This is a genomic window from Rhodococcus sp. D-6 (genome assembly GCF_040256695.1).
Taxonomy (GTDB): Bacteria; Actinomycetota; Actinomycetes; order Mycobacteriales; family Mycobacteriaceae; genus Rhodococcus; species Rhodococcus pyridinivorans.
The window spans coordinates 1-24,865 of the sequence record NZ_CP132970.1; the positions used below are offsets into that span (position 1 = coordinate 1).

Here is a 24,865-nt window from a genome sequence, read left to right on the forward strand (position 1 = left end):
GTGGACAAATACGACATCAAGCGTGAGCACCGCGAGCTGTACTCGTGCTCGGCCGAGGATTTCGCCGAGGTGCACGCTCCCGAGTTCGACTACCTCGCCGTGGACGGCAAGGGTGATCCGAACGGTTCCGAGGAGTACGCCGATGCCGTCGAGGCCCTCTACTCGGTGGCGTACACCCTGAAGTTCACCTCCAAGAAGGAACTCGGGCGGGATTTCGTCGTCGGACCTCTCGAAGGCCTGTGGTGGAGTGAGGACATGACCACCTTCCTCACGCGGGACAAGGACTCCTGGTCGTGGCGCATGCTCATCGCGCAGCCGCCCTGGATCACCGACGACATGATGAACGACGCGATCGAGACGGCGGGCGACAAGGCCCGGGCGAAGAAGAATCCGCTCCCGTCCCTGCCGCGTGTGCGGCCGTTCCGGCTGGCGGAGGGCAGGGCGCTGCAGATCCTGCACGTCGGGCCGTACGACGACGAAGGCCCCGCCCTGCAGTGCCTGCACACGCAGGTGATGCCCGAACGAGGGGTGACGTTCGCCGGCGACCACCACGAGATCTATCTGTCCGACCCTCGCCGCACGGCCCCCGAGAAGCTGAAAACCATTCTCCGTCAACCTGTCGCAGGCATACAGGAGCAATGATGGCCGTCACCAGCGCAGGTCTGATGTTCTACCGCGTCGACGACACCGGTCTGCTCAGCGTGTGGCTCGTCCACCCCGGCGGCCCGTTCTGGAAGGGGAAGGACGAAGCGGCCTGGTCGGTGCCGAAGGGGGAGTACGGGCCGGAGGAGGACCCCCGGGAGGTCGCCCTGCGCGAGTTCACCGAGGAGTGCGGGGTCGAACCGCCGGACGTGCCGCTGTCGTTGCTCGGTCGCTACCGGCAGTCGTCCGGCAAGATCGTCAGCATCTACGCAGGAGAGACGACGGACGAGCTGGAATTCGTCGAGAGCAACACGTGCGAGGTCGAATGGCCGCCGAAGTCCGGTAAGCGGATCACGATCCCGGAGGTCGACGATGCGCGCTGGATCGTCGCGGCGGACGCCGAGACGAAACTGCACAAGGGGCAGCGGCCGGTGCTGGAAGCGCTGCGTACGCGATTGGACGAAGAAGGCCGGTACTACCGCGTCGAGCCGTAGTCCGGCAGCACCATCGGAACGAGGAACTGCCGGCGATCGAGGCGAGCGCCTCGTCGTCGTCGACCTCCGCAGCGCGTCTGTCAGTCCGCCACCGTGTCCGCTTTCAGTGAATCGATGGCGGCCTGCAGGGCGGTGGTGGCGTCATCGGCCACATCTGCGAGTCCCGGACTGTCCGCGACCTGCACCATCATCTGCGGGTTCATCGCGTCGACCACCACGGTGTCGGGGTCCTCGGGGTCGGTGCGGACCACGACGTTGCAGGGGAGCAGGAGCCCGATCTGCCGATCGACCGTCACCGCACGGTGGGCGAGCGGCGGGTTGCACGCACCGAGGATCACGTAATCCTCCATGTCCTCACCGAGTTTCGCTTTCAGGGTGGCCTTCATGTCGATCTCGGTGAGAATCCCGAACCCTTGCTCGGACAGTGCCTTACGGGTGCGTTCGACCGCATCGCCGAACGATGTGCGCAGGGTGGCCGTCAGTGCGAGTGCCATGAATTTCTGCCTTCCTCTCGAAGCGCCGGTCAGGCCAGGGCGAGGAAGAGCTTCTCGAGCTCGGCCTCGGTCATCGGCTCCTTGCCCTCCTCGGCGTTGCCGCTCATGCACTCCTTCAGGCCGGTTGCCACGATCTTGAATCCGGCGCGGTCCAACGCGCGCGACACGGCTGCGAGCTGCGTGACGACGTCCTTGCAGTCGCGGCCCTGCTCGATCATCGAGATCACTCCGGCGAGCTGGCCCTGGGCTCTGCGCAACCGGTTGAGTACCAGTGCGATGCTGTCTTCGTCGCCGACCATGGAAATGTCCTTTCGTAGACCTGCCGCCAGTGTACCCCCGGGGGTATGTTACGGGCTATTGTCGCAGGAAGACGGCATCGACGAGCACGTAGGTAGCCACCGCGAACACGAGCAATGCGAACCAGCGTTGTAGTCGACCCGTGTCGATACGGGAACCCAACCGGCTCGCGACCAGCGAGCCGACGATCGCCACCCCTGCGAAGGCGGCCGTGATCGACCAGTCGATGCTCGTGCCGCTCAGGTGCGAGACGAGTCCGGAAGCCGAGTTGGCGACGATGACCACCAGCGAGGTGCCCACCGCGACCGGCATCGTCACGCCGAGAAGCAGGACCAGGGCCGGGATGATGAGGAATCCGCCGCCGACACCGAACAGGCCGGTGAGGAAACCCACTGCCAGGCCTGCCGACGCCGAGCGCGGAACGCATCGGCGCCAGTCGATCCCGGAACCGCCCGTCGAGCACGCGGTCCCGGTGTTCCCACGCTCGGCGAGCATCCGCGCTCCCGCCACCACCATCACCACCGCGAATCCGACGAGCAGTACGCGCTCCGGGAGCAACCGTCCCACCGCGCTGCCGACGAAGGTGGCGGGCAGACCGGTGAGAGCGAAGATGCCGGCCAGCCGCCACTGGACCTGACGGGCCCGCACCTTCGGCAGCGCACCTACCGTCGAAGCTGCGCCGACGACGATCAACGAGATCGGGATGGCCTCCTCGATGCTCAGCCCCATGCCGAAGACCAGTGCCGGCACTGCGAGAATCGAGCCGCCACCACCGAGCAGGCCCAGTAGTACGCCGATCGCGGCACCGAAACCGAATGCGAGTGTCATGGTCGTCTCCACGTCGGGCGCGCTCACTCCCGGTAGTCGGATGGAGTCGGCTGCTTCGATGCGATCAGTTGCGTGACGACGGCCTGCGCGTCGCACGCGGCGCTGCGGTTGTACGGAAGCCTGGCGAGCAGCAGGCCCATTGCGCAAGTGTTCGACAGTGCCGCGAAAGCCAGCCCGCCACCGATTCCCGCCGCGAGCCACTTCAGTCTCGGGGCTGCGACGCTGCCGAGAATCGACGACAGCACGAGCGAACCGGCGACCAGCCGGACCTGGCGTTCGAGATCCCACCGTTCGAAACCGCGGTTGACGGGGAGATCGGCTGATTCCCACGCCAGAATGCCGCCGTCGAGGATGCGGATGTGTGAAAGGCCGGCTGCCCGCAAGGTCTGCTCGGCCTGCCCTGCGCGCTGTCCGGATCTGCATACCAGCACGATGCCCTCGTCGAGATGTGCGCAGAATTCGTCGCGGTGCTCCCGCAGCAGGTCGAGCGGCACGTTGTAGGAGCCGGGGATATGCACCGACTCGAACTCGCCCGGTGTACGGACGTCGACGATGCGCACGTGGCCGGCGGCATTCAGCGATTCGCGCAGGGTGTTCGGGTCGATGGTGGTCGTCGAGGACTCGGTCATGGGTGCCTTTCGGTGGGGTGGGGATCGGGAGGGGAGACGGGAACGGTCGCTGCGCGAAGGCCGTGCCTCTATCTCGATACCCCCGGGGGTACTTGACATACCCTAGGGGGTATATGACAGTCTTGTCCACAACGAGGTCGAATCGACTCATTCGGAGGAATCCATGATTCTCGAGCAGTACTACATCGAGTGCCTCTCCCACGCGTCCTACCTCATCGGCGACGAAAACACGGGAAAGGCCGTCGTGGTCGACCCCCGCCGCGACATCGACGAATATCTTTCCGACGCAGCGAAGTACGGACTGGGGATCGAAGGTGTGATCAACACCCACTTCCACGCCGACTTCGTCTCGGGTCACCTCGAACTGGGCGACGCCACAGGTGCGTGGATCGGGTTCGGTGAATCCGCCGAGACGGATTACCCGATCCGGCGGTTGCGCGACGGCGAGAAGATCTCCCTCGGTGAGGTCGAACTCGAGATCCTCTCCACCCCGGGCCACACCTGGGAATCGATATCGGTGCTGGTGCGCGAACACCCCGGCGCCGTCCCGGCCGCAGTTCTGACCGGCGACTCGCTGTTCATCGGCGACGTCGGACGCCCGGACCTGGTCAACCTCGGTGACGGCTCGACCGGCGATCTGGCCCGGGCGATGTACCGCACCGTGCACGACAAGCTTCTGACGTTGCCCGACGAGGTCGTCGTCATGCCTGCTCACGGTGCCGGTTCGTCGTGCGGAAAGAACCTGTCGAGCGAACTGACCTCGACCATCGGCGAGCAGCGCGCCACCAACCCGTCCGTGCAGCCCATGAGCGAGGACGACTTCGTCAGCCTGGTCACCGAAGGTCAGCCGGCAGCTCCGTCGTACTTCTCGGTCGACGCGGCGATGAACAAGCGGATGCACCCGCTCCTGGTGCAGGACCGCGCGATTCCCGAGTTGACGCCGGAACAGGTGAAAGACGAACTCGTCGCCGGCACACGTGTTCTCGATGCGCGTGGTGTCGACGACTTCGCCGCCGGGCACCTGCGCGGCTCGGTGAACGTCGGATTCGACGGCCGTTTCGCGGAGACGGGCGGCATGGTCGCCGAGGTCGGTGAGAGGATCGTGCTGATCACCTATCCCGGTGAAGAACAGAATGCCGCGGTGCGTCTCGCCCGCATCGGATCCGACGGTGCGGCAGGTTATCTGAACGTCGATCGCGACGGTGTCTTCCCCGCCGAACTCACCGGCCTGATCGAGACCGCCCGACGGACGACGGTCGAAGAACTCGACCGGTTGCTCTCCGACGATGCGGTCACCCTCGTCGACATCCGCAATCCCGGTGAACGCGAATCCGGTGTGATTCCCGGATCGGTTCCGATTCCGTTGGCACAGTTGCGCGCCCGTCTGGAACAGGTACCGGTCGGTAAACCGATCGTGGTGCACTGTGCGGGTGGGTGGCGTTCGAGCGTGGCGGCATCACTGCTGCGTGCGCAGGGTTTCGAGAACGTCACCGACCTGCTCGGCGGTTACAACGCCTGGGTCGCTTCCCGCCTGTCCGCCTGACCCCCATACGACAATCGATACGAGGAGATTCTCATGTGTTTTCCCGTGACGTGCCCGACCTGCGGTAGCACCGGCTGGGGAGGGTGTGGGCAGCATGTCGACGCCGTGATGGCGTCCGTTCCCGCAGCCGATCGCTGCACGTGCAGTTCCGGCAACGCGGACGGCGGACGGCGCCGGCGGAGCCTGTTCTCGCTCTTCCGCTCCTGACCCTGCTGCATCGTCCCTACTGCAACGAAGGCCGGCACAGTCGATGTGTCGGCCTTCGCCGTGAGCGGGCAGGAATCGGCCACTTCCGATCACGCTGCGCACAATCGTTGCGATCCTGCACGCGGGGCGGGGATGCTGTCACGGTCGCAGAACTTCGAAGGGGGACGGACCGTGTCCGAGTGTCGGTTGTGTTGTCGCTGAGAGACAATCACATCTCTTGCCGCTGACGAACAGCAGCGCCCATCACCGCACCGCCGGTGCGTAGTTCGCTGTGCCCGGCATGCTCGGGCATCACATCACCGTGCCCGGCATGCTCGGGCATCACATCACCGTGCCCGGCACGCTCGGGCATCACATCACCGTGCCCGCACCACGGGCCGACACGAGGACTCGAATCCTGATGCCCGCATCCGCCCTGCGCAGAAATCTGCTGCGCGTCGTCGCTGCGACTGCAGCCTTCCTCACCCTCGCCTCCGTCGCCACGGCCTGCTCGGGTTCCGAGGCCACCACCACTGCGGACGGCAAGACCGTTCTCCGCTACGAGGGCTCGGCCGGACAGGTCGGGTTCCCTGAACTCGCCGAAGCGCTCGGATACTTCGAGAACGTCGGGCTCGAATGGATCGGCGACAACGGCAACGGCCCCCAGTCGCTCCAGAACACCGCGACGAACCAGGTCGACTTCGGCGGCGCGTTCAACGGTGCCGTGATCAAGGCGCAGGCCGGCAACTCACCGCTGACCTCCGTGCTCGCCTACTACGGGTCCGACGAGCAGACCTTCAACGGCTACTTCGTCCTCGAGGACAGCCCGATCCGCACCGCGCGCGATCTGATCGGCAAGAAGGTCGGGATGAACACCCTCGGTGCTCACCACGAATTCCTGGTGCGGGAGTGGCTCGCTCAGCAGGGCCTGACCCCCGAGGAGATCGCGCAGGTAGAGCTCATCGTGGTCCCGCCCGTCAACACCGAGCAGGCTCTGCGCGAAGGACAGATCGACGTCGGGACGCTCGGCAGCGTGTTCCGCGAGACCGCGGTGGAACGGGGCGGCATCCGGCCGCTGTTCACCGACGAGTCCCTCTTCGGGTCGTTCTCCTACGGGACACTCGTGTTCCGCAACGACTTCATCGAGCGGAACCGCGATGTCGTCGCCGACCTGGTGCAGGGCACGGCCCGTGCCATCCGCTGGACCCAGGTGACCCCGCGCGACGAGGTGATTGCGAAGTTCGAGGAGATCATCGACGGTCGCGGACGCAACGAGTCGACGAGCCTCGTCGCGTACTGGCGCAGCCCCGGCGTCGCCGGCCCCGGTGGGGTGATCACCGACCAGGAGATCCGGACGTGGATCGACTGGCTCACGCGCAACGGCGAGCTCGACGAAGGGCAGATCGAACTCGACGACGTCTACACGAACGAATTCAACCCCTACGCCAACGGCACCTACGAGCCCACCAGCGGCCCGAACGGCGAACCCCTCGAGGAGGCGAAGTGAGCGAGCCCAAACTCCGGATCGACCACGTCACCAAGAAGTTCCCGGTGCGCGGCACGAACGACACCTTCACCGCGCTCGACGACATCAGTCTCGACCTCGCCGACGGGGAGTTCCTCGTCCTGGTCGGACCGAGCGGTTGCGGAAAGTCCACCCTGCTCGACCTTCTCGGTGGTCTCACCACACCGACCTCGGGGCAGATCCTGCTCGACGGCCGGCCCGTCACCGGCCCCGGCCTGGATCGTGGAATCGTCTTCCAGCAGTACGCACTGCTCCCGTGGCGCACGGCCCGTAGCAACATCGAATTCGGTCTGGAGGCGAAGGGTCTGCCGAAGCGGGAGCGTCGCGATCTCGCCGGGCACTACCTCGATCTCGTAGGCCTGCACGGATTCGGCGACCGCTACCCGCACGAGTTGTCGGGAGGCATGAAGCAGCGCGTCGCCATCGCACGCAGCCTTGCCTTCGATCCCGAAGTGTTGCTCATGGACGAGCCGTTCGCGGCACTCGACGCCCAGACCCGCGAATCCTTGCAGGACGAACTGCTCCGCATCCGGCGCGAGACCGGCAAGACGATCCTGTTCATCACCCACGGCATCGACGAAGCCGTCTATCTGGGACAGCGCGTCGCGATCCTCACGTCCCGACCGGGTCGGATCAAGACCGTCGTCGACGTCGACATCGACCGGAACGTCGACGACGTCCGCTCGAGCGAAGCATTCCGGGCGCTGCGGCACGACATCTGGTCGCTGCTGCGCTCGGAGGTGGCCCGCGCGCACGACCTCGAACTCGCCACAGCAACGGAAGAGGCCCAGCATGTCCAGCACTAGTGCCGTTCTGACGAAGCCCGAGCTCGACGACCGCATCACACCCGCAGTCACGCCGGCCGGATCCCCGGTGCGCAGCGTCGGGCGGCGTACCGGTGCCCTGGTGTGGCGTTTCGTCAAGCCGGCCGTCGCGATCGTCGCCTTCCTGGCGCTGTGGGAGATCGCTCCCCGGGTCGGGCTCGTCGACGAGGTGTTCCTGCCGCCGTTCACCACCGTGGTCGGAGCGTTCCTCGACCTGATCGGCAACGGTCAGCTCGCCGACCATCTGGCGGCGAGCCTGTCCCGCGCGCTCGTGGGGTTCTTCGTCGCCGTCGCGATCGCGGTGCCGCTCGGGGTGGCGATCGGTTGGTACAAGCCGGTCGCGGATCTGCTGAACCCGATCCTGGAGGTCTTCCGCAACACGGCCGCCCTCGCGCTGCTCCCGGTGTTCATCCTGATCCTGGGTATCGGGGAGACCTCGAAGGTCGCGCTGGTGATCTATGCGTGCACCTTCCCGATCCTCCTCAACACCATCTCCGGTGTGCGCACGGTGGATCCGCTGCTGGTGAAGTCCGCGCGATCGCTGGGTCTTCCGGCGCACCGCTTGTTCCAGAAGGTCGTGCTGCCCGCGGCCGTGCCGACGATCTTCACCGGTGTCCGGATGGCGGCGGCATCGTCGATCCTGGTGCTCATCGCCGCCGAGATGGTCGGCGCGAAGGCCGGTCTCGGCTACCTGATCACCGCGTCGCAGCTGAACTTCCGGATCCCCGACATGTACGCGGGTATCATCGCGATCTCGCTCGTCGGGCTCGTCTTCAACGGCGTCCTCGTCGCGATCGAACGCCGCCTGTCGCGGTGGCGCGCCGACCAGTGATCCCCGCCGAACCGTCCGAGCCCCGAGTCGTGGCCGCATGACGGAGGGATTCGACCCGAAACCGCTGATCATCACGGTCTTCGTGCCGTCGGCGATCTTCGGGATCGGCCAGGGTGCCGGTGCCCCCGTCGTGGCACTGCTCGCGCGCGAACTCGGCGCGTCGGTGCCCGTGGCGGGGGTGGTCGTCGCACTCGTCGCGCTCGGCGCCGTGATCGGCGACCTGCCGGCGGGAAGCATCGTCGCGCGGTTGGGGGAGCGTCGCGCGATCCTCGCAGGTACCGCCCTGGGAACCGTCGGTGTCCTGGTCTCCCTCACGGCCTGGACACCGGCGGTTCTCGCCGCGGGCGCGGTGCTCACCGGGTTCGCCAACGCGGTGTGGGGTCTGGCGCGACAGAGCTATCTCGCCGAGGCCGTGCCGATCGAGCGACGAGCACGGGCCATGGCGGCCTTCGCCACGATGTGGCGACTCGGTTTCTTCCTCGGTCCGTTCCTCGGCGCCGGTGTCATCCACCTTGTGGGAGTTCGGGGCGGCCTCGCGGTACAGGCCGTGGGTGTGGTGCTGTCGGGCGTCCTCATGGCGCGGGCGCCGGACCCCGGGCGACGAACGGACGCCGGAACCGGCGAGCGCACGCACACCTCGCTCGGCACGATCCTGCGACGGCACCGCCGACTGCTCGGCACACTCGGCGTCGCGTCGCTGCTGATGGGTGCGGCCAGGGCATCGCGCGAAGCGGTGCTGCCGCTGTGGGCGAGTCATATCGGACTCGACGCGGCCACCGTCTCGATCGTCTTCGGGATCGGCGGTGCCGTCGACCTGCTCTGTTCGTATCCGGCCGGGCAACTGATGGACCGGTACGGGCGACGGGCCGTCGCGGTGCCGTCGCTGCTCGTGATCGGGGTGGCCTTCCTGATCCTGCCGGTCGCCGACGACCTGGCGTCTCTCGCGGCGGTCGCGGTGGTGCTCGGCATCGGCAACGGTCTGGGCAACGGGGTGATCATGACGCTCGGTGCCGACACGGCACCACCTGCGACCCGGGCAGAGTTCCTGGCGGCCTGGCGGCTCACCCACGACACCGGCATGTTCGTCGGTCCGTTCGCCGTCGGCGCCGTCGCCACCCTGTCCCTGGCCGCCGGTGCTCTGACCGTGGGCGGTCTGGCTCTGCTCGGAGCGGCCTGCATGTTCCGCTTCGTTCCGCGATACTCGCCATGGCCGCGGCGCACACTGGAACAGGTGGCGCCGGCCGAACCGGCACTGCACAACGTCACTTCGACCCTAGGACACGTATGCGTTTCGGATTGTTCGTCCCCCAAGGTTGGCGACTGGACCTCGTCGGCATCGACCCCTCCGACCAGTGGCAGGTGATGCGCGATCTCGCGCTCCGCGCCGATCGCGGACCGTGGGAATCGATCTGGGTGTACGACCACTTCCACACCGTCCCTGCGCCCACCGACGAGGCCACCCACGAGGCATGGAGCCTCGTGTCGGCTTTCGCCGCCGTCACCGAGCGTGTGCGCATCGGCCAGATGTGTACCGCCATGGCCTATCGCAACCCCGCCTATCTCGCGAAGGTCGCGGCCACCGCCGACATCATCTCCGGCGGGCGCATCGAGATGGGGATCGGTGGCGGATGGTACGAACACGAATGGCGCGCATACGGTTACGGATTCCCGTCGCCGGGTGAGCGGCTGCGCCGACTCGACGAGGGCGTGCAGATCTTCCGACAGGCGTGGACCACGGGTTCCGCGACGTTCTCAGGTAGGCATTACACCGTCGACGGAGCCATCGTCCGCCCGCTTCCGCTGCAGGAGGGCGGTATTCCGCTGTGGATCGCCGGCGGCGGCGAGAAGGTGACCTTGAAGATCGCCGCGAAGTACGCGCAGTACACCAACTTCGACGGCACACCCGAAGGGTTCGCGCGCAAGTCGGAGATCCTGCGCGAGCACTGCGCCGAGGTCGGCACCGACTTCGGCGCCATCGTGCGATCGGCCAACTACAACGTGGCGATCGGCCGCACCGAAGCCGAGGTGCAGGACCGGCTCGAGGCACTGCGGGCCCGTCTCGAACCGATCGTCGGAGCGGAGAAGGCCGACGGGGCGCTCGACGCCTTCCGGGGGATGCCCGCCGTCGGCACCCCCGAGCAGATCGTCGAGAACCTCACCGCGCTGAAGAAGCAGGGGCTCGAGTACGCGATCTTCTACGTTCCCGAGGCCGCCTACGACACCTCGGGGCTGGAACTGCTCGAGAAGGAAGTGCTCCCGCACCTCGCGTGATGCCCACTGCCCCTGAGAGCTGGAGGGGCCAGCCGTTCACGGGCCGTGTGGGTCGTCGGCCGACAATCCGGCGACCCACAACGTCCCGCGGCACGTCCCCCGTCACCGCAGTTCGGGCGGCAGTTCCTTGCTCGCCAGTTCGAGGCGACGCTCGTCGGTGGCGTCGACCTGGTCCACCATCTTCAGCTTGTCCTTCAGCACGCGCCACTCCACCTCGGGGATCTGCGCGACCGCGTCGGCGATGACCTTCTGATCACGGGTACCCCAGGCGATCGGCATGGGGCCGACCATCTGCCACACCCCCGAGTCGTTGCGGGTCGTGCGGTCGGAAAGGACCGCGGCACACGGCACGCGCTCACCGATCGCGATCCGGTGACCCGGCACCGCCTCCACGTTGCGGGTGACCAGGGCGAAGTGCCGGCCGGACGTCTCGGGCTTGGCGATGTCGACGAGCGCGAGCAGCGTCAGCCCGCGGGCACGCTCGGCGGCGACGACGGCCGGGACGAGAGGGCTGTCGCGGTAGAGCTGTTCGATGGTCCCCACCTTGCGCGGCGCCCACAGCGCCACCCACACCGACGTCGCGGCCGCGACCGCCAGCACGGCGGCGACGATGTACGCCCAGGCTTCGCCGAGCAGGAACAGACCCACCGCACCCGCGACGCACACCAGGCCGACGAATATCGCCGACCACCGCAGACGACGGACATCCGCGAGGGTCTGGTTCACGGCCTTGGCATGGGGCAGGTCCACAGGGAAGTCGAAGCGGCGCACGTCACCAGCTTATTGGAGCCCTTGGGCCGACCACTGTCGGCCTCCGGCGGCGAGCCCGACCACGACGGGCTCGAGCAGAATGCGCACAACGGCGCTTTCGCGCGCAACGGTGACTCGGTGAGGGACGTGGCCACACACTCTGCTGTAGCAGAGATCACACAACCCTCACGGCTTCGAGCCGGACCCCCACACCGAACCTCCGGTCGCGCCCGCGACCCGTGGTCGACGTGTGCCCGGACCGGCCCCGATCACGTCAGAAAGTGGGCACCGCCATGCTCGTCGTCCTCGGCTTCCTGATGGTCGCCACGTTCATGTACCTGATCATGTCGAAACGGGCCACCCCGGTCGTCGGCCTGATCCTGATCCCGGTCGCGTTCGGCCTGATCGCCGGAGCCGGCACCGACATCGGCGACATGATCGTCGACGGCGTCGAAAGTCTCGCCCCCACAGCGGCGCTGCTGTTCTTCGCGATCATCTTCTTCGGCATCATGATCGACGTCGGCCTGTTCGACCCCCTCGTGCGGCTCATCCTGCGGCTCGTGCGCGACGACCCGGCACGACTGGTGATCGGAACCGCTGTGCTGGCGATGGTCGTCTCCCTCGACGGGGACGGGTCCACGACGTTCATCATCACCACCTCCGCACTGTTGCCGCTCTACCTGAAACTGAAGGTCAGCCCGGTCGTCCTCACCGTCGTCGCGGGCCTGGCGAACGCCACGATGAACATCATCCCGTGGGGCGGGCCGACGGTCCGTGCAGCCAGCGCGCTCGGGTTGTCCCCGTCCGACGTGTTCGTCCCGATGATCCCGTCGCTCGTCGTCGGACTCGTGGTCGTGCTGGGCTTCGCTGCTCACCTGGGCTTCGTCGAACGTCGCCGTCTCGGAAAGCTCACGTGGAAGCCCGACCTGATGCCGCTCGGCGCCGGTCCGTCCGGAGTGGGTACGACGGTCGGAAAGGGCACCGATACGACCGACGGGGAGGTCGGTCGGTTGGCTGCCGGACTCGACCCCGACCGTCCGACCCTGCGTCCGCGTCTGCTGCCCTTCAACGCGATCCTCACGGTGGCGCTGCTCGTCGTCCTCGGCCTCGACATCCTGCCGATCCCCGTGCTGTTCATGATCGCCGCCGGTATCGCGCTGGCCGTGAATTTCCCTCGCGTCGTCGATCAGTCCGCCGCGATCGCACGCCATTCGTCGAGCATCGTGTCGGTCGTCGCGATGGTGTTCGCCGCCGCCGTCCTGACCGGCGTGTTCCAAGGCACCGGCATGGTCGAATCGATGGCGTTGTGGCTCACCGGCGTCGTCCCCGACGCACTCGGCCCGTTCCTCGCCGTCATCACCGGCCTGCTCAGCATCCCGATGACCTTCTTCATGACCAACGACGCCTTCTACTTCGGGGTGCTCCCGGTGCTGGCGGAGACGGCAGCGCAGTACGGCATCGAACCGGTCGAGATGGCGCGCGCATCGATCACCGGACAGCCCGTCCACATGCAGAGCCCGCTGGTCCCGGCGATTCTGCTGCTGGTGACCCTCGCCGGGGTGCCACTGGCCGACCATCACCGCAAGGTGCTGTGGCGCGCCGGAGTGGTGTCGGTCGTGATGCTCGTCGTCGGGGTGGTACTCGGGCAGATTCCGTTCGGATGAGATCGGCCCCGGGCCACACTGGACGGATGGGACGAACGGGAGCGACGCCGTGAAACTTCGCACCCAGGTACTTCTGCTCCAGTCCGCGGTGGTGGCGGTGGCACTCGGCATCGGATTCACGGTGTTCGCCACCACCACCGAGGACCGAGTCACCGACGAGCACGGTCAGCGGGCGCTCGCGATCGCACGGTCGGTGTCCGCGGACCCGACCGTGCGGGACGAGGTCGCACGCTATTCGGCCGCCGACGACGGGGTGGTTTCCCCGGACAACCCGGAACTCGCATCCGGTGCGGTGCAGGAGGCCGCCGAGGCCGTCCGCACCGCCACCGGAGCGTTGTTCGTCGTGGTCACCGACGACCAGGGACTCCGGCTCGCGCATCCCGATCCGGAGGAGCTCGGCCGGAGGGTGAGCACCGACCCCACCGAGGCACTCGCCGGACGGGAGGTCGTGACCAGCGAGTCGGGCACGCTCGGCGATTCGGTCCGGGCCAAGGTGCCGGTGAGCGATCCCGTCTCGGGCAGGGTTGTCGGGGAGGTGAGCGTCGGCATCGCCACCGACCGGGTGCGCGCCGACCTGCGCAGCGACCTCGCCGATGCCGTCCTGATCGCGCTCGCAGCACTCGTGTGCGGTGCTGTCGGATCGTTGCTGCTCGCCAACCGCTGGAAGCGGCTCACTCTGGGACTCGAACCCGAGCAGCTCACCGAGCTGGTCCGCGAACAGGAGGTCGTGCTGCACGGGATCTCCGACGGGGTCGTCGGCACCGACGCCCGCGGCAACGTCACCGTCGTCAACGCCGAGGCGCGTCGTCTGCTCGATCTCGACGACGGAATCGGTCGCAGTGTCGACACCCTCGGAATGACCCCGCGGTTGCTCGACGTGCTGCGCTCCGCGGAGGGCATCCCGGTCGCGGCGACCACCGGCGACCGGGTCGTCGTCGCCGTCTCGCGGCGTGTGGTGCGCGACGGCCGGGATCTCGGCACGGTGATGTCGGTGCGGGACCGGACCGACATCGAGACGCTCACGCGCGAACTCGACGCGGTCAAGGCGATGAGTACGGCACTGCGGGCCCAACGGCACGAGTTCGCGAACCGGCTCCACCTGCTCGACGGACTGCTCCGCCGGGGGCATGCGGAGCAGGCGCTCGAGTACATCGAACAGATCCTCGGTTCGGGTCCGCTCGGTGAGCAGCTCGAGGGCATCGACGCGATCACCGACCCGTACCTGCACGCCTTCCTCGTCGCGAAGGCCGCGCATGCGCGCGAGCAGGGAGTCACGCTCGTGCTCGGCGAGAACACGTGGGCGCACGCCACCGTGCGGGCACCCGTCGACGTCACGACGGTGCTCGGCAACCTGCTCGACAATGCGATCGAGGCGGCACGCACGAGCGGGCGCGCTCCGGCCGAGGTCGAGGTGGAACTGATGGAGGACGGTGCCGACCTGCACGTGAGTGTCGCGGACACCGGCGACGGCGTCGATCCCGCGCTGCCCGACGTCTTCGCCGAGGGCGCAACGACCCGCAGCGATCCGACGGTGCCCGGTGGCCGGGGAATGGGGCTGGTGCTGGCACGGCGCATCGCGCGGCTGCACGGCGGCGACGTCGTGCTGGCGGACCGTGGCGGGCAGCGCACGCCGGAGAATCCGACCGGGGGTGCGGTCTTCCTGGCGACGCTGCCCGGGATGCTCGACGAAAGGGACACGGGATGGGCGGAACGGATCTGAAGGTCCTCGTCGTCGACGACGACTTCCGGGTCGCCGAACTCCACGCCTCCGTGGTCTCGGGTGTGGCGGGATTCGAGGTCTGCGCGGTCGCCGGGAGCATCGCGGCGGCCCGGGACGCCGTTCGGGCCGGTCCCGTCGATCTCGCCCTCGTGGACGTGTACCTACCGGACGGCTCCGGGATCGACCTGATCCGGAGCCTCGAATGCGACAGTTTCGTGCTCGGTGCCGCCGGCGAGGGCACGACGGTGCGCGCGGCACTCACTGCCGGTGCACTGGTGTATCTGGTCAAGCCGTTCGCAAGCACCGAACTGGCCCGGCGGCTGGCGGCCTACGCGCAGTACCGCAGGGTCGTCGCGGGGGAGGAGCTCACCCAGACCGAGATCGACACGGCGCTGGCCGCACTGCGGCCGGTGTTGCCGGCCGCCCGCCCGGCACCCTCGCGTTCGATGACCGAAGAGCTCGTGATGCAGGCGCTCCGGGAATCACCGGAACCGATGTCGGCTGGGGAGGTGGCCGTGACGATCGGGGTGTCGCGCGCGACCGCGCAGCGCTATCTCGCGGCGCTCGTCGCGAAGAAACGCCTGCGGATGCAGTTGCGCTACGGCACCACCGGCCGTCCCGAACAGGAATACCGGACGCAGTGACACGAAGTCCCTGTGACGCGTCGCGCAGGGACGCTCCGCGTCAGCCGATCTGAGGTCCGAGCAGGTCGTCGGCGTCGGTGATCCGGTACGCGTAACCCTGCTCGGCGAGGAACCGCTGGCGATGCGCGGCGTATTCGGCGTCGAGGGTGTCGCGCGAGACCACGGAGTAGAAGTGGGCCTGCCCGCCGTCGTGCTTCGGACGCAGCAGCCGCCCGAGACGCTGGGCCTCCTCCTGACGCGAACCGAAGGTGCCCGACACCTGGATCGCGACCGAGGCCTCCGGCAGGTCGATGGAGAAGTTCGCGACCTTCGACACGACGAGCACCTTCAGCTCGCCCGACCGGAACCGGTCGAACAGCGCCTCGCGTTCCTTCGTCTTCGTCGAACCCTTGATGACCGGGGCGTCGAGCGCTTCACCGAGCTCGTCGAGCTGATCGATGTAGGCACCGATGATCAGTGTCGGGGCGTCCTGGTGCTGCTCGAGGATCGACTTCACGACCGGGATCTTGGTGCGCGCGGTCGAGCACAGCTTGTACCGTTCCTCGGGCTCGGCGACCGCGTACGCCATGCGCTCGGCGTCGGTGAGGGTCACGCGGACCTCCACACAGTCGGCGGGGGCGATCCAGCCCTGGGCTTCGATGTCCTTCCACGGCGCGTCGAACCGCTTCGGGCCGATGAGCGAGAAGACGTCGCCTTCGCGTCCGTCCTCGCGCACGAGGGTCGCGGTGAGACCGAGGCGGCGGCGGGACTGCAGGTCTGCGGTCATACGGAAGACCGGCGCCGGCAGCAGGTGCACCTCGTCGTAGATCATCAGCCCCCAGTCGCGGGAGTCGAACAACTCGAGATTGCGGTATTCACCCTTCGACTTGCGGGTGATCACCTGGTAGGTGGCGATGGTGACCGGGCGGATCTCCTTCTTCTCGCCCGAGTACTCGCCGATCTCGTCCTCGGTGAGGGAGGTGCGGGCGATCAGCTCGCGCTTCCACTGGCGCCCGGCGACCGTGTTCGTCACGAGGATGAGCGTCGTCGCGCCGGCCTTCGCCATCGCGGCCGCGCCGACCATCGTCTTACCGGCGCCGCACGGCAGCACCACGACACCCGAGCCGCCCGACCAGAACGAGTCGGCCGCCAGTTCCTGGTAGTCGCGCAGGTGCCAGGGGTTCGTCTCGAAGTCCAGCGAGATCGAATGGGCCTCGCCGTCGACGTACCCCGCGAGGTCCTCGGCCGGCCAGCCGATCTTCAGCAGCATCTGCTTGACGCGTCCGCGCTCGCTCGGATGCACGATCACGGTGTCGTCGTCGATGCGCGCACCGAGCATCGGGGCGATCTTCTTGTTTCTCAGGACCTCGGCGAGCACCGCCCGGTCGAGGCTGACCAGGGTCAGGCCGTGGGCGGGGTTCTTGACCAGCTGGAGGCGCCCGTAACGGCTCATGGTGTCGACGATGTCGACGAGCAGCGCCTGCGGGACGGCGAACCGGGAATGCGAGACCAGCGCGTCGACGACCTGCTCGGCGTCGTGACCGGCGGCACGGGCGTTCCACAATGCCAGCGGCGTCACCCGGTAGGTGTGGATGTGCTCGGGGGCGCGTTCGAGCTCGGCGAACGGTGCGATCGCCTGCCGCGCCTCGTTCGCCCGGTCGTGATCGACCTCGAGGAGCACGGTCTTGTCGGACTGGACGATGAGCGGTCCGTCGGCCACGAGTGCCTCCTGTGGATGGAAAGTAGAACTTTCCCATTCTCCAGGTTCGGGCCGTACCGCGCCACCACGACGGTGTACGGCCGTGCGTTCCCCCGTGGCGGGAACGCACGGCCGACCGGTTTCACGGCGTACTCACCGTGCGAGCGACTGCCGCACCTCCATCACGCACACCAGCGCCTCGGAGATACCGGACCGGTAGCCGGCGTCTTTCTCGGAGGTGGGAGGTCTCGAATCCAGTTCCGATTCGAGTCGTTCCTGGATCTTGTCCAGGGCATGCAGCGTCCGCTTCATTCCAGTACCGAGTTTCTCTTTTCTCAGGCCGGCTGTTTCATCGCGCCGGCACGCTCGTCGAGAACGAACACCCGTGCACGCGCCAAGGCGGCGCGATATCCGTGCCGCTGTGCGTCGGTGCCCGTTTCCCGACCGGACAATCCACTTATCTTGTCGTACAGCGCTTCGAGCGCTGCGATTTCGAGATCCATGGCCTGCAACCGGATTCAGCTCCGCTTCCGCTTACGAATGAACTCGCCGGCTTCGGCGGCCTTCTGCCGCTTCTCCTGACGACGTTCCTTCAGGGACTTCGCTGGCTTCTTCGAATTCTTGCCCTTGTCGGCCATTGTCACTCCATCTTCGATGAACAACCACTCGACAAGACCACACCATACGTCATTTCCCGGAAAAAGCCAGTCGCTCGAATTATTCTGTGCGCCATCCGAACACGGCGCTGAAATGTTCCGTACTCCGGTGTCCGGAGTTGATTTCACCGTGCGCTGATCCCTGTCGGGAAGTTCCGCGCGGCCGATACCGTCACCGGCGATGCTGTGCAGACAGAGGACGTCCACAGCCCGGGCGGACGGGGGAGAGCGATGGGCCGGACCGTGATCGCAGGCCGCAGTGCCTCGCGTCGCGAACACCGTGCGTGTCGTGTCGTCCACCGATCGCGGTTCCGTGGCTGTCCGCACTGTCGCTGTTCTCCGTACCGTGACCGCTGATTTCGGGACTGCGGTTTCCGGGACTGCTGTCGTCGCGGTCGGGCCCGCGCTCGGGTTCCCGCTCGTCTTCCGGTGGCGCACGTCGGCGTATTCGCGCGATGTCGCGTCCCTCACCTTCGCAAGGAGTTCTCATGATCGTGTCCTCACTCGTGCGCTCTCGAAGATCGCGCGCTCCGATCGTCGTTGCGGCCGCACTGAGCGTCGTGCTCACCGGGTGCGCCGGCGGTTCGACCGGGGGATTGTCCGCCGACGCCGAAATCCCCGAGGAGATTCCACCGGGGACGTCGTTGAGCATTGCCGTCAAGCCCACCCGTATCCAGCTCGAAGCGACCGGTCGTATCGACGAGTTGCCGTTCACGGTGTCGGACTGGCCCGACGTCTCGGCCGGTCCCGACGTCATCCAGGCGTTCCGCGGCGACGCCGTCGACCTCGCGGTCAATGCGGCGATTCCTCCCATCCAGGCCCGTGCCACCGGGCTCGACGCCAGGATCGTCGCCGTACGCGAGAAGGATTCGCCGCAGTACTCGCTCGCGACGGCACCCGGCACAGACATCGATTCGTTGGACGACCTGCGCGGCAGGAAGATCGCGTTGTCGCCGGGGCAGGCCCAGGGTGTCGTCGTGCTCCGGACGCTGAAGACGGCCGGAATCGGTCTCGACGAGGTGGAATTCGTCGAACTACCGAGCACGCAGTTCCTCACGGCGCTCCAGGCGAAACAGGTCGACGTCGCACCGCTGGCGGAACCTACCCTCACGAAGTACCTGAACCAGTACGAAACCGAGGGCGCGCGAGGGGTGTTCACGCCCGAGGTCGACGCGTTGAGTGTTCTGTGGGCTCCGGTGTCCGTGCTCGAGGATCCCGCGAAGGTCGCGGCGATCAAGGAATTCATCCCGTTGTGGGCACAGGGTGACGTCTGGGCGTGGGAGAACCGGGACGAGTGGATCCGGAAGTACTACGTCGAGAGCGAGGGAGTGTCGTACGAGGACGGCAGGCGGATCGTCGAAACCGTCGGCCAGAAACCGGCATATCCCATCGACTGGGACTCCGCGATCGAATGGACGCAGGAGACCTCGGAACTGCTCGACGAGGCCGGATGGTTCGACGAGTTCGACGTCGAGCAGATCTTCGATCGCAGATTCGAAACTATTGCCGCGGAGTCGGTTCCGCAGGAGTACCGGAAGGGGTCGGATTCGTGACCGGCACACTGACACGGCCGGTGGAGGTCGGCGCCCGCCCACCGGACCCCACCGATCAGCCACCGACGGAGGGGATCAGGCCGCTCCGGCGGCTCGGTCTCCGCAAGGCCGTCCCGTTCTCGCGCATGACCGGCGTGGTTCTGCTGCTCGTCGTGTGGGCGATCGGGTCGGGTGCCGGATGGATCGACGACCGCAAGCTCTCCGCTCCCTGGACAGTGGTGACCAGCGCGGTCGAACTCGTCGCGGAAGGAACTCTGCAACAACACATCCTGGCATCGTTGAGCCGTGCCGTGCTGGGCTTCGTGATCGGATGTGTCATCGGCACCGCGCTCGCGCTCGCATCCGGCCTGACGCGCACCGGTGAAGCACTGATCGACGGCCCCGTGCAGTTCAAGCGTGCGATCCCGACGCTGGGTCTCATCCCGCTGCTGATCCTGTGGCTCGGCATCGGCGAGACCTTCAAGATCACGGTGATCGCACTCGGGACGGTCGTGACCATCTACATCCAGACGCACAACGCTCTCACGGCCCTCGAACAGCGCTACGTCGAACTCGCCGAGGTCCTCGCTCTCACTCGCGCACAGTTCGTGTGGAAGGTGGTGCTGCGAGGAGCGCTGCCCGGATTCTTCCTCGGTCTGCGCCTGGCGGTGACCGGTGCGTGGCTCACCCTGATCGTGGTCGAGAGCATCAACGCCGTGAGCGGCCTGGGCAAGATGATGTTCAACGCCCAGAACTACGGTCAGCCGGACGTCATCCTCGTCGGATTGCTCGTCTACGGCATCTTCGGTCTGGCATCCGACGCCGGTCTCCGGTTGGTCGAGCGTCGGGCGCTCGCCTGGCGGAAGACGCTGGGCGGATGAGCGCCGTACGCATCCGCGGCCTGATCCGCGGCTTCGGCGACCGGAACGTGCTCGACGGGCTCGACCTCGAGATCCCCGACGGACAGTTCGTCGCCCTGCTCGGCAGGAGCGGATCCGGGAAGTCCACCCTGCTGCGTGCGCTCGCCGGCCTCGACTACGACGTGGAGATCCGCGGCGGCGCCCTCGCGGTACCGGAGAAGGTCTCCGTCGCCTTCCAGGACTCCCGCCTGCTGCCCTGGCTGCGCGTGCTCGACAACGTCACGCTCGGGCTCGACAGGCAGGACAGGAGCCGGGGATCCGAGATGCTGGCCGAGGTCGGCCTGGCCGGGCGCGAGGACGCCTGGCCGCTCGAACTCTCCGGCGGGGAGCAACAGCGTGTCGCGCTGGCCCGGGCCCTGGTGCGGGAGCCGCAGTTGCTGCTCGCCGACGAGCCGTTCGGCGCGCTCGACGCCCTGACCCGCATCAGGATGCACGGACTGCTCGACGATCTCGTCCGCGCGCACCGTCCCACCGTGCTGCTCGTGACTCACGACGTCGACGAGGCGATAGTGCTCGCCGACCGGATCGTCGTGCTGGACGAAGGGTGCATCGCCGTCGACTGCCACGTGGATCTCGACAAGCCCCGTTCCATCACGGATCCCGGTTTCCGGGACATCCGTGAAGACCTCCTCACCGCCCTCGGTGTCATCACGCAACTGTGACGAAAGACCTTTCACGACAGGAGAAGACATGACCGATCGTCGATTGCACCTCAACGCCTTCCTCATGCCCGTCGGCCATCACGAAGCGGCCTGGCGTCTGCCGGAGAGCGACCCGAACGCGAATCTCGACATCCAGCACTACATCTCGCTCGCCCGCACCGCCGAGCGTGGCAGGTTCGATTCGGTGTTCCTCGCCGACAGCCCCGTGCTGTTCGCGAATCCCGAACGGCGTCCGAGCGGCAAGCTCGAACCCACGATCATCCTCACCGCGATCGCGACGGCCACCGAGCGGATCGGTCTCATCGGGACCGCGTCGACGACCTACAACGAGCCCTACAACCTCGCGCGTCGATTCGCATCGCTGGACTTCGTCAGCGGGGGACGGGCCGGCTGGAACATCGTCACTACCGCCGGTGACGACGCCGCTCGCAATTTCGGTCTCGACGGCGTGCCGGCGCACAAGAGCCGCTACGCGCGGGCCGCCGAGTTCGTCGAGGTGTCGACCAAGCTGTGGGACAGCTGGGAGGACGACGCGATCGTCGCCGACAAGGAGGCGGCGATCCACGCCGACTCCGCGAAGGTCCACACCTTCGAACACGAGGGAGAGTTCTTCTCGGTGGCCGGGCCGCTCAACGTGCCGCGGTCGCCGCAGGGCTATCCGCTGCTCGTGCAGGCGGGCTCGTCGGAGAACGGCAAGGACTTCGCCGCGCTGTACGCCGAGGCGATCTTCACTGCTCAGCCCACCTTCGAGGAGGGCAAGGCGTTCTACGACGACGTGAAGGATCGGGTCGGCAAGGTCGGCCGCGACCCGCGGCAGGTGCTGATCCTCCCGGGCATCGTGCCCGTCATCGGCGATACGGAGAATGAGGCACGCGAACTCGACGCCGAACTGGCCCGGCTGATCTCGCCCGAGTACGCGCGCCACCAGCTTGCCGAACGGTTCGGGTTGCGGCCGGAGCAGCTTCCGCTCGACGAGCCGCTGCCGGAGAACCTGCCGTCCGAGGACGAGATCGAGGGAGCCAAGAGCCGGTACACGCTCATCGTGCAGCTCGCGCGACGGGAGAACCTCACGGTGCGGCAGCTCATCGAACGACTCGGCGGCGGTCGCGGCCATCGAACCTTCGCGGGCACGGCCGAGCAGGTGGCCGACACGATCGAGCACTGGTTCCACAGCGGCGCGGCCGACGGCTTCAACATCATGCCCGCCGTGCTGCCGTCGGGGCTCGAGAAGTTCGTCGACGGTGTGGTGCCGATCCTGCAGGAGCGCGGTCTGTTCCGCACCGAGTACACCGAATCCACCCTGCGTGGGCACTACGGGCTCCCACGGCCGGAGAACCAGTTCACCGTCGGCGGGGCGTTCGTGGGGTTCGCGACGCAACGCTGAGCCTCTCCGCCCACGGGCCGGTGGTGGGTGGTTCCAGGCGATGCTCGATCAACCGCACCCGGGTCCGTCGTCAGTCGACCAGCGCCACCGACGTGACGCGGTGCAGGACGAAGCTGCGCACCGAGCCGGTCGCCGGGTCGAAGGCCTGCACCTGCCCGCCGCCCACCGACACCGGGTCGACGATGCGGCGCGTCGCCACACCCTGAGCGTCGACGTAGCCGAGGGTGACGCTGCGCTTGCCGTGCACGGCCAGTTGCAGCAGCGCGAGCGTCGCCGCACCGCCGGACCGGCTGCCGTCACCACGTGCCGAGGCCGTCGGTGTCGCGGACTCCGCACGGTCGCCGGCGCGCAGCGTGCGCACGAGGGTGTCGAGCTGCTCGTCGCTCGGCGCGGTGGGCCCGGCATAGCGGGCCCGGGCACGCGGCATCGCGACGCGGGCACCCCGGGGCCGTAGATCCACGATCGCTCCCGATGCGTCCTCCCCGGCGGGAGCGAAACCAGCGGCGCGCAGCTCGGTGAGCACCTCGGCGAGAGGAGCCTGCGAGATCGCGACGGTCGGGGCGACCGCGCGCAGGGCGAGCGTGGCGGCGACCGGGGCGGACAGTACCTCGGTGAGCAGAGCCGGATCGTCGGCGCGGACGAAGGACGTCGCCACACCGGCCCTCAGGCGTCCGTGGCGACGCGCGACGTCGTCGATCAGGTAGGTGAGCGACTGCGGCACCGGGGTGCGCGAATGCGTCGCGAACAGGCCGTGCAGGTCGCTCGCGCCGAGCCCGGCGTCGAGCGCGCGCCGGATACTGCTGTCGCCGATCCGGTAGACGGTCGCGGCACCGGCCGATTCGACGTCGGCGACGAGCGCGATCCGCTCGCCGAGTTCGGGGACGAGCGGTCCGGGGGCGACGACCGTGAGGTCGGCCTGGACGAGCACGTAGTCGACGGGTTCGGGGAGCACCGCTGCCATCTCGGCCTCGGCGTCGCCGCCGTGCAGCAGCGCCTTGCCCGGCGACGCGAGCATTCCGTGCGCGACGAGACCGAGTGTCGTCGCCTCGCGCACGGTCTCCACGACGCTCGTCGTGTCGAAGCGACTCGCCCAGCGAGGACGACGCCACGCCGCAGCGGTACGCAGGTCGGCGACGTCCGTGCCCGCCGCCGGCACGTCGGAGAGGGCGTCGAGCAGCAACCGTCGGTCGCGGGCGGCAGTAGGGGACTTCACCTCGTCGGACAGCGCGGCGACCGGCTTGTCGTTCTGGTCGCGCCGGCCGATCAGCCAGGGCCGGCGCGGCAGATCGAGCCAGGCACCGGCGAGCACGGCCCAGCGGTAGGCGGGGGAGGACGCGAGCCACGCGTCGGTGGCGGTGGTCGGTGCCCAGTGATCGTCGTCCCCGGGTGTCGGCGGATCGGGGAGGCCCCGCGCGATCAGACCGGCACCTGCGAGGACCTCGACGACGAGCGCCGTCTCGTCGTCGTCGAGTCCGACCGCCTTCCCGATGCGATGCAGTTCGCGGACACCGAGCCCACCGGCCTTGAGGACGGGGGCGGCTTGCGCACCGAGGGTGTCGAGAACGTCTTCGCAGTGCCGCAGCAGTTCGAGGGCGGCGCCGCCGGCGGTCGCATTGACGTCGGCGGTCGATCGGGTGGGTTTCGGTGCGCGCGGGGGAGCGAGCGCCGCCGGATCGAAGGGAGCGTCGTCGCGCAGTGCCTGGCCCACCCGGTGGGGGAGTTCGACGGTCTCGTCGTCGATGCGGAAGAGCAGTCCGGCGGCGAGCAGTTTCTGCACGGGCCGGTCGGCGGGGGTGTCCGGTGCGGCGTCGCGGGTCCGACCGATCGGGGACGTACGCGACAGGGTGTCGAGGATGCTGCGCTGCTCGGGCGGAAGAGCCGCGAGGAGGTCGTCGAGCCCCTGCCGGGACGGTCCGGTGACGTCGCCGGTGCGTCCGACGCGCCACGGAACGGCGTCCACGGCGGCGGCGACGAGACGCAGTTCGTCGGTGGACCCCCACACGAGCAGCAGCGAGCGCAGGGTGGACAGGATCCGGTCGAGATTCCTCGCGCTGATGCGGCCGGAGACCTCGTCGAGCACGGCGGCGCGGGAGACGGGGGTGTCCACCGCTCCGAGACGGGCCAGCACCTCGATGATCCCGAAGGCGGCGGTGTCGAGTTCGTCCGCCGCACGGAACACCGAGGCGCGTTGCTGAGCCCGGCTCGCGAGCACGTTCATGCTCGCCGGTGGCGGCACTACGAGATCCGGACGGGCGCGCAGCGTGGCGGCCAGATCCGTGTCGCGTCGACCTGCCAGCCAGCGGGCGAGGGAGTCCGAGGCGGTGTCGGGAGCGGGCGTGGTCGGGGACATCCCCTCCAGATTAGAGACCTGCGGTAGCAGGCCCCGAACTCACCTGCCAAAATGAGCGCATGGCTACCTCTTCGAAAAAGCACTACGTCGACCACGGATGGCCCGAGCTGGCCGACGGTGAGCACGCTGTCACCGAACTGTCGTCCACGCGTTCCGGTCCGCTCTCCCCGTACGGTGAGGACACCGTGTTCCCGTTGCCGGTCGAGGACCTGCCCTACACGCATCCGAAGACGGTGATCAACCGCTGATCCGATCGCGGATCACCGAACAGACTCTTCCGTACGGCGCCCGGTCCCTTCGTGGGGACCGGGCGTCGTCGTGTGTGAGGGATGAACGAAGG

27 protein-coding genes are annotated in these 24,865 nt (G+C 67.8%); 16 read left to right on the forward strand and 11 right to left on the reverse strand.

The window, feature by feature from the left end:
- Nucleotides 1-642 (forward strand): GyrI-like domain-containing protein, encoded by a 642-nt coding sequence (locus tag RBB84_RS00005; protein ID WP_064255924.1) that lies wholly within the window; start codon nucleotides 1-3, stop codon nucleotides 640-642.
- Nucleotides 642-1,136 carry an NUDIX domain-containing protein gene (locus tag RBB84_RS00010; RefSeq protein ID WP_024103064.1) on the forward strand — a complete coding sequence of 165 codons (495 nt, stop codon included), beginning with the start codon at nucleotides 642-644 and terminating at the stop codon, nucleotides 1,134-1,136. Before RBB84_RS00005 ends, RBB84_RS00010 begins: the two co-directional genes overlap by 1 nt.
- A gap of 80 nt (nucleotides 1,137-1,216) precedes the next feature.
- Here RBB84_RS00010 and RBB84_RS00015 read toward each other — a convergent pair whose 3' ends face one another.
- Genes RBB84_RS00015 through RBB84_RS00030 form a run of 4 tightly spaced genes read right to left on the reverse strand, consistent with a single transcriptional unit; the run spans nucleotide 1,217 to nucleotide 3,384 of the window.
- Complete coding sequence (locus RBB84_RS00015) at nucleotides 1,217-1,630, reverse strand: DUF302 domain-containing protein (protein WP_064255923.1); 414 nt, start codon at nucleotides 1,628-1,630, stop codon at nucleotides 1,217-1,219.
- A 29-nt stretch (nucleotides 1,631-1,659) separates the two neighbouring features.
- A complete protein-coding gene (locus tag RBB84_RS00020; RefSeq protein WP_024103066.1) occupies nucleotides 1,660-1,929 on the reverse strand; it encodes a metal-sensitive transcriptional regulator in 270 nt (89 codons plus the stop codon).
- Between the two features lie 55 nt (nucleotides 1,930-1,984).
- Nucleotides 1,985-2,755: a sulfite exporter TauE/SafE family protein gene (locus RBB84_RS00025; RefSeq protein WP_024103067.1), complete on the reverse strand. Its 771-nt coding sequence runs from the start codon at nucleotides 2,753-2,755 to the stop codon at nucleotides 1,985-1,987.
- Between the two features lie 23 nt (nucleotides 2,756-2,778).
- Nucleotides 2,779-3,384: a rhodanese-like domain-containing protein gene (locus tag RBB84_RS00030; RefSeq protein WP_064255922.1), complete on the reverse strand. Its 606-nt coding sequence runs from the start codon at nucleotides 3,382-3,384 to the stop codon at nucleotides 2,779-2,781.
- A gap of 163 nt (nucleotides 3,385-3,547) precedes the next feature.
- Here RBB84_RS00030 and RBB84_RS00035 point away from each other — a divergent pair, with 163 nt between their 5' ends.
- On the forward strand, nucleotides 3,548-4,927 hold the full coding sequence (locus RBB84_RS00035) for an MBL fold metallo-hydrolase (protein ID WP_024103069.1): 1,380 nt from the start codon (nucleotides 3,548-3,550) through the stop codon (nucleotides 4,925-4,927).
- A 415-nt stretch (nucleotides 4,928-5,342) separates the two neighbouring features.
- On the opposite strand, the gene RBB84_RS00040 is transcribed toward RBB84_RS00035, so the two are convergent.
- Nucleotides 5,343-5,486: a hypothetical protein gene (locus tag RBB84_RS00040; protein ID WP_350246998.1), complete on the reverse strand. Its 144-nt coding sequence runs from the start codon at nucleotides 5,484-5,486 to the stop codon at nucleotides 5,343-5,345.
- A gap of 48 nt (nucleotides 5,487-5,534) precedes the next feature.
- Here RBB84_RS00040 and RBB84_RS00045 point away from each other — a divergent pair, with 48 nt between their 5' ends.
- The 5 genes from RBB84_RS00045 to RBB84_RS00065 are packed head-to-tail and all read left to right on the forward strand — an operon-like array spanning nucleotide 5,535 to nucleotide 10,565.
- Nucleotides 5,535-6,620 (forward strand): ABC transporter substrate-binding protein, encoded by a 1,086-nt coding sequence (locus RBB84_RS00045; RefSeq protein ID WP_024103070.1) that lies wholly within the window; start codon nucleotides 5,535-5,537, stop codon nucleotides 6,618-6,620.
- Nucleotides 6,617-7,444 (forward strand): ABC transporter ATP-binding protein, encoded by an 828-nt coding sequence (locus tag RBB84_RS00050; RefSeq protein ID WP_064255921.1) that lies wholly within the window; start codon nucleotides 6,617-6,619, stop codon nucleotides 7,442-7,444. Before RBB84_RS00045 ends, RBB84_RS00050 begins: the two co-directional genes overlap by 4 nt.
- Entirely contained in the window at nucleotides 7,431-8,294 is an 864-nt protein-coding gene (locus tag RBB84_RS00055) for an ABC transporter permease (protein WP_024103072.1), read from the forward strand. The genes RBB84_RS00050 and RBB84_RS00055 overlap by 14 nt, the downstream gene beginning before the upstream one ends.
- Nucleotides 8,295-8,331: 37 nt before the next feature.
- A complete protein-coding gene (locus RBB84_RS00060) occupies nucleotides 8,332-9,657 on the forward strand; it encodes an MFS transporter (RefSeq protein WP_082920995.1) in 1,326 nt (441 codons plus the stop codon).
- Entirely contained in the window at nucleotides 9,579-10,565 is a 987-nt protein-coding gene (locus RBB84_RS00065; RefSeq protein WP_064255920.1) for an LLM class F420-dependent oxidoreductase, read from the forward strand. Before RBB84_RS00060 ends, RBB84_RS00065 begins: the two co-directional genes overlap by 79 nt.
- 102 nt (nucleotides 10,566-10,667) lie before the next feature.
- Here RBB84_RS00065 and RBB84_RS00070 read toward each other — a convergent pair whose 3' ends face one another.
- On the reverse strand, nucleotides 10,668-11,336 hold the full coding sequence (locus RBB84_RS00070; RefSeq protein ID WP_024103075.1) for a DUF3239 domain-containing protein: 669 nt from the start codon (nucleotides 11,334-11,336) through the stop codon (nucleotides 10,668-10,670).
- Between the two features lie 272 nt (nucleotides 11,337-11,608).
- Between RBB84_RS00070 and RBB84_RS00075 the strand changes: the two genes are divergently transcribed.
- From RBB84_RS00075 to RBB84_RS00085, 3 genes are read left to right on the forward strand one after another with little or no spacing between them, the layout of a single operon-like run.
- The gene (locus RBB84_RS00075; RefSeq protein ID WP_024103076.1) at nucleotides 11,609-12,979 is read left to right on the forward strand and encodes a citrate:proton symporter; all 1,371 of its coding nucleotides are present in this window, start codon (nucleotides 11,609-11,611) and stop codon (nucleotides 12,977-12,979) included.
- A 49-nt stretch (nucleotides 12,980-13,028) separates the two neighbouring features.
- Entirely contained in the window at nucleotides 13,029-14,699 is a 1,671-nt protein-coding gene (locus tag RBB84_RS00080; protein WP_064255919.1) for a sensor histidine kinase, read from the forward strand.
- Entirely contained in the window at nucleotides 14,681-15,343 is a 663-nt protein-coding gene (locus tag RBB84_RS00085) for a response regulator (RefSeq protein WP_064255918.1), read from the forward strand. The genes RBB84_RS00080 and RBB84_RS00085 overlap by 19 nt, the downstream gene beginning before the upstream one ends.
- A gap of 40 nt (nucleotides 15,344-15,383) precedes the next feature.
- On the opposite strand, the gene RBB84_RS00090 is transcribed toward RBB84_RS00085, so the two are convergent.
- The 4 genes from RBB84_RS00090 to RBB84_RS00105 all read right to left on the reverse strand — a co-directional run bounded on the left by RBB84_RS00090 (nucleotide 15,384) and on the right by RBB84_RS00105 (nucleotide 17,977).
- Complete coding sequence (locus RBB84_RS00090; protein WP_006551687.1) at nucleotides 15,384-17,042, reverse strand: DNA repair helicase XPB; 1,659 nt, start codon at nucleotides 17,040-17,042, stop codon at nucleotides 15,384-15,386.
- Between the two features lie 132 nt (nucleotides 17,043-17,174).
- Entirely contained in the window at nucleotides 17,175-17,333 is a 159-nt protein-coding gene (locus RBB84_RS00095) for a hypothetical protein (RefSeq protein ID WP_019289943.1), read from the reverse strand.
- A 23-nt stretch (nucleotides 17,334-17,356) separates the two neighbouring features.
- On the reverse strand, nucleotides 17,357-17,524 hold the full coding sequence (locus tag RBB84_RS00100; protein ID WP_019289942.1) for a hypothetical protein: 168 nt from the start codon (nucleotides 17,522-17,524) through the stop codon (nucleotides 17,357-17,359).
- 15 nt (nucleotides 17,525-17,539) lie between these two features.
- Nucleotides 17,540-17,977 (reverse strand): hypothetical protein, encoded by a 438-nt coding sequence (locus RBB84_RS00105; RefSeq protein WP_144376970.1) that lies wholly within the window; start codon nucleotides 17,975-17,977, stop codon nucleotides 17,540-17,542.
- Nucleotides 17,978-18,165: 188 nt separating this feature from the next.
- On the opposite strand from RBB84_RS00105, the gene RBB84_RS00110 reads away from it, so the two are divergent.
- Genes RBB84_RS00110 through RBB84_RS00125 form a run of 4 tightly spaced genes read left to right on the forward strand, consistent with a single transcriptional unit; the run spans nucleotide 18,166 to nucleotide 22,175 of the window.
- Nucleotides 18,166-19,230 carry an ABC transporter substrate-binding protein gene (locus tag RBB84_RS00110; RefSeq protein WP_064255917.1) on the forward strand — a complete coding sequence of 355 codons (1,065 nt, stop codon included), beginning with the start codon at nucleotides 18,166-18,168 and terminating at the stop codon, nucleotides 19,228-19,230.
- Nucleotides 19,227-20,090 carry an ABC transporter permease gene (locus RBB84_RS00115; protein WP_024103079.1) on the forward strand — a complete coding sequence of 288 codons (864 nt, stop codon included), beginning with the start codon at nucleotides 19,227-19,229 and terminating at the stop codon, nucleotides 20,088-20,090. Before RBB84_RS00110 ends, RBB84_RS00115 begins: the two co-directional genes overlap by 4 nt.
- Nucleotides 20,066-20,791 (forward strand): ABC transporter ATP-binding protein, encoded by a 726-nt coding sequence (locus tag RBB84_RS00120; RefSeq protein WP_064255989.1) that lies wholly within the window; start codon nucleotides 20,066-20,068, stop codon nucleotides 20,789-20,791. The genes RBB84_RS00115 and RBB84_RS00120 overlap by 25 nt, the downstream gene beginning before the upstream one ends.
- 28 nt (nucleotides 20,792-20,819) lie before the next feature.
- Nucleotides 20,820-22,175 carry an LLM class flavin-dependent oxidoreductase gene (locus RBB84_RS00125; RefSeq protein WP_064255916.1) on the forward strand — a complete coding sequence of 452 codons (1,356 nt, stop codon included), beginning with the start codon at nucleotides 20,820-20,822 and terminating at the stop codon, nucleotides 22,173-22,175.
- A 70-nt stretch (nucleotides 22,176-22,245) separates the two neighbouring features.
- Here the strand turns inward: RBB84_RS00125 and RBB84_RS00130 are convergent, their stop codons facing one another.
- Nucleotides 22,246-24,525, reverse strand: a complete 2,280-nt coding sequence (locus RBB84_RS00130) for a helicase-associated domain-containing protein (RefSeq protein WP_064255915.1) — start codon at nucleotides 24,523-24,525, stop codon at nucleotides 22,246-22,248.
- Between the two features lie 59 nt (nucleotides 24,526-24,584).
- Between RBB84_RS00130 and RBB84_RS00135 the strand changes: the two genes are divergently transcribed.
- Complete coding sequence (locus tag RBB84_RS00135) at nucleotides 24,585-24,773, forward strand: hypothetical protein (protein WP_006551681.1); 189 nt, start codon at nucleotides 24,585-24,587, stop codon at nucleotides 24,771-24,773.
- Nucleotides 24,774-24,865: the final 92 nt, after the last annotated feature.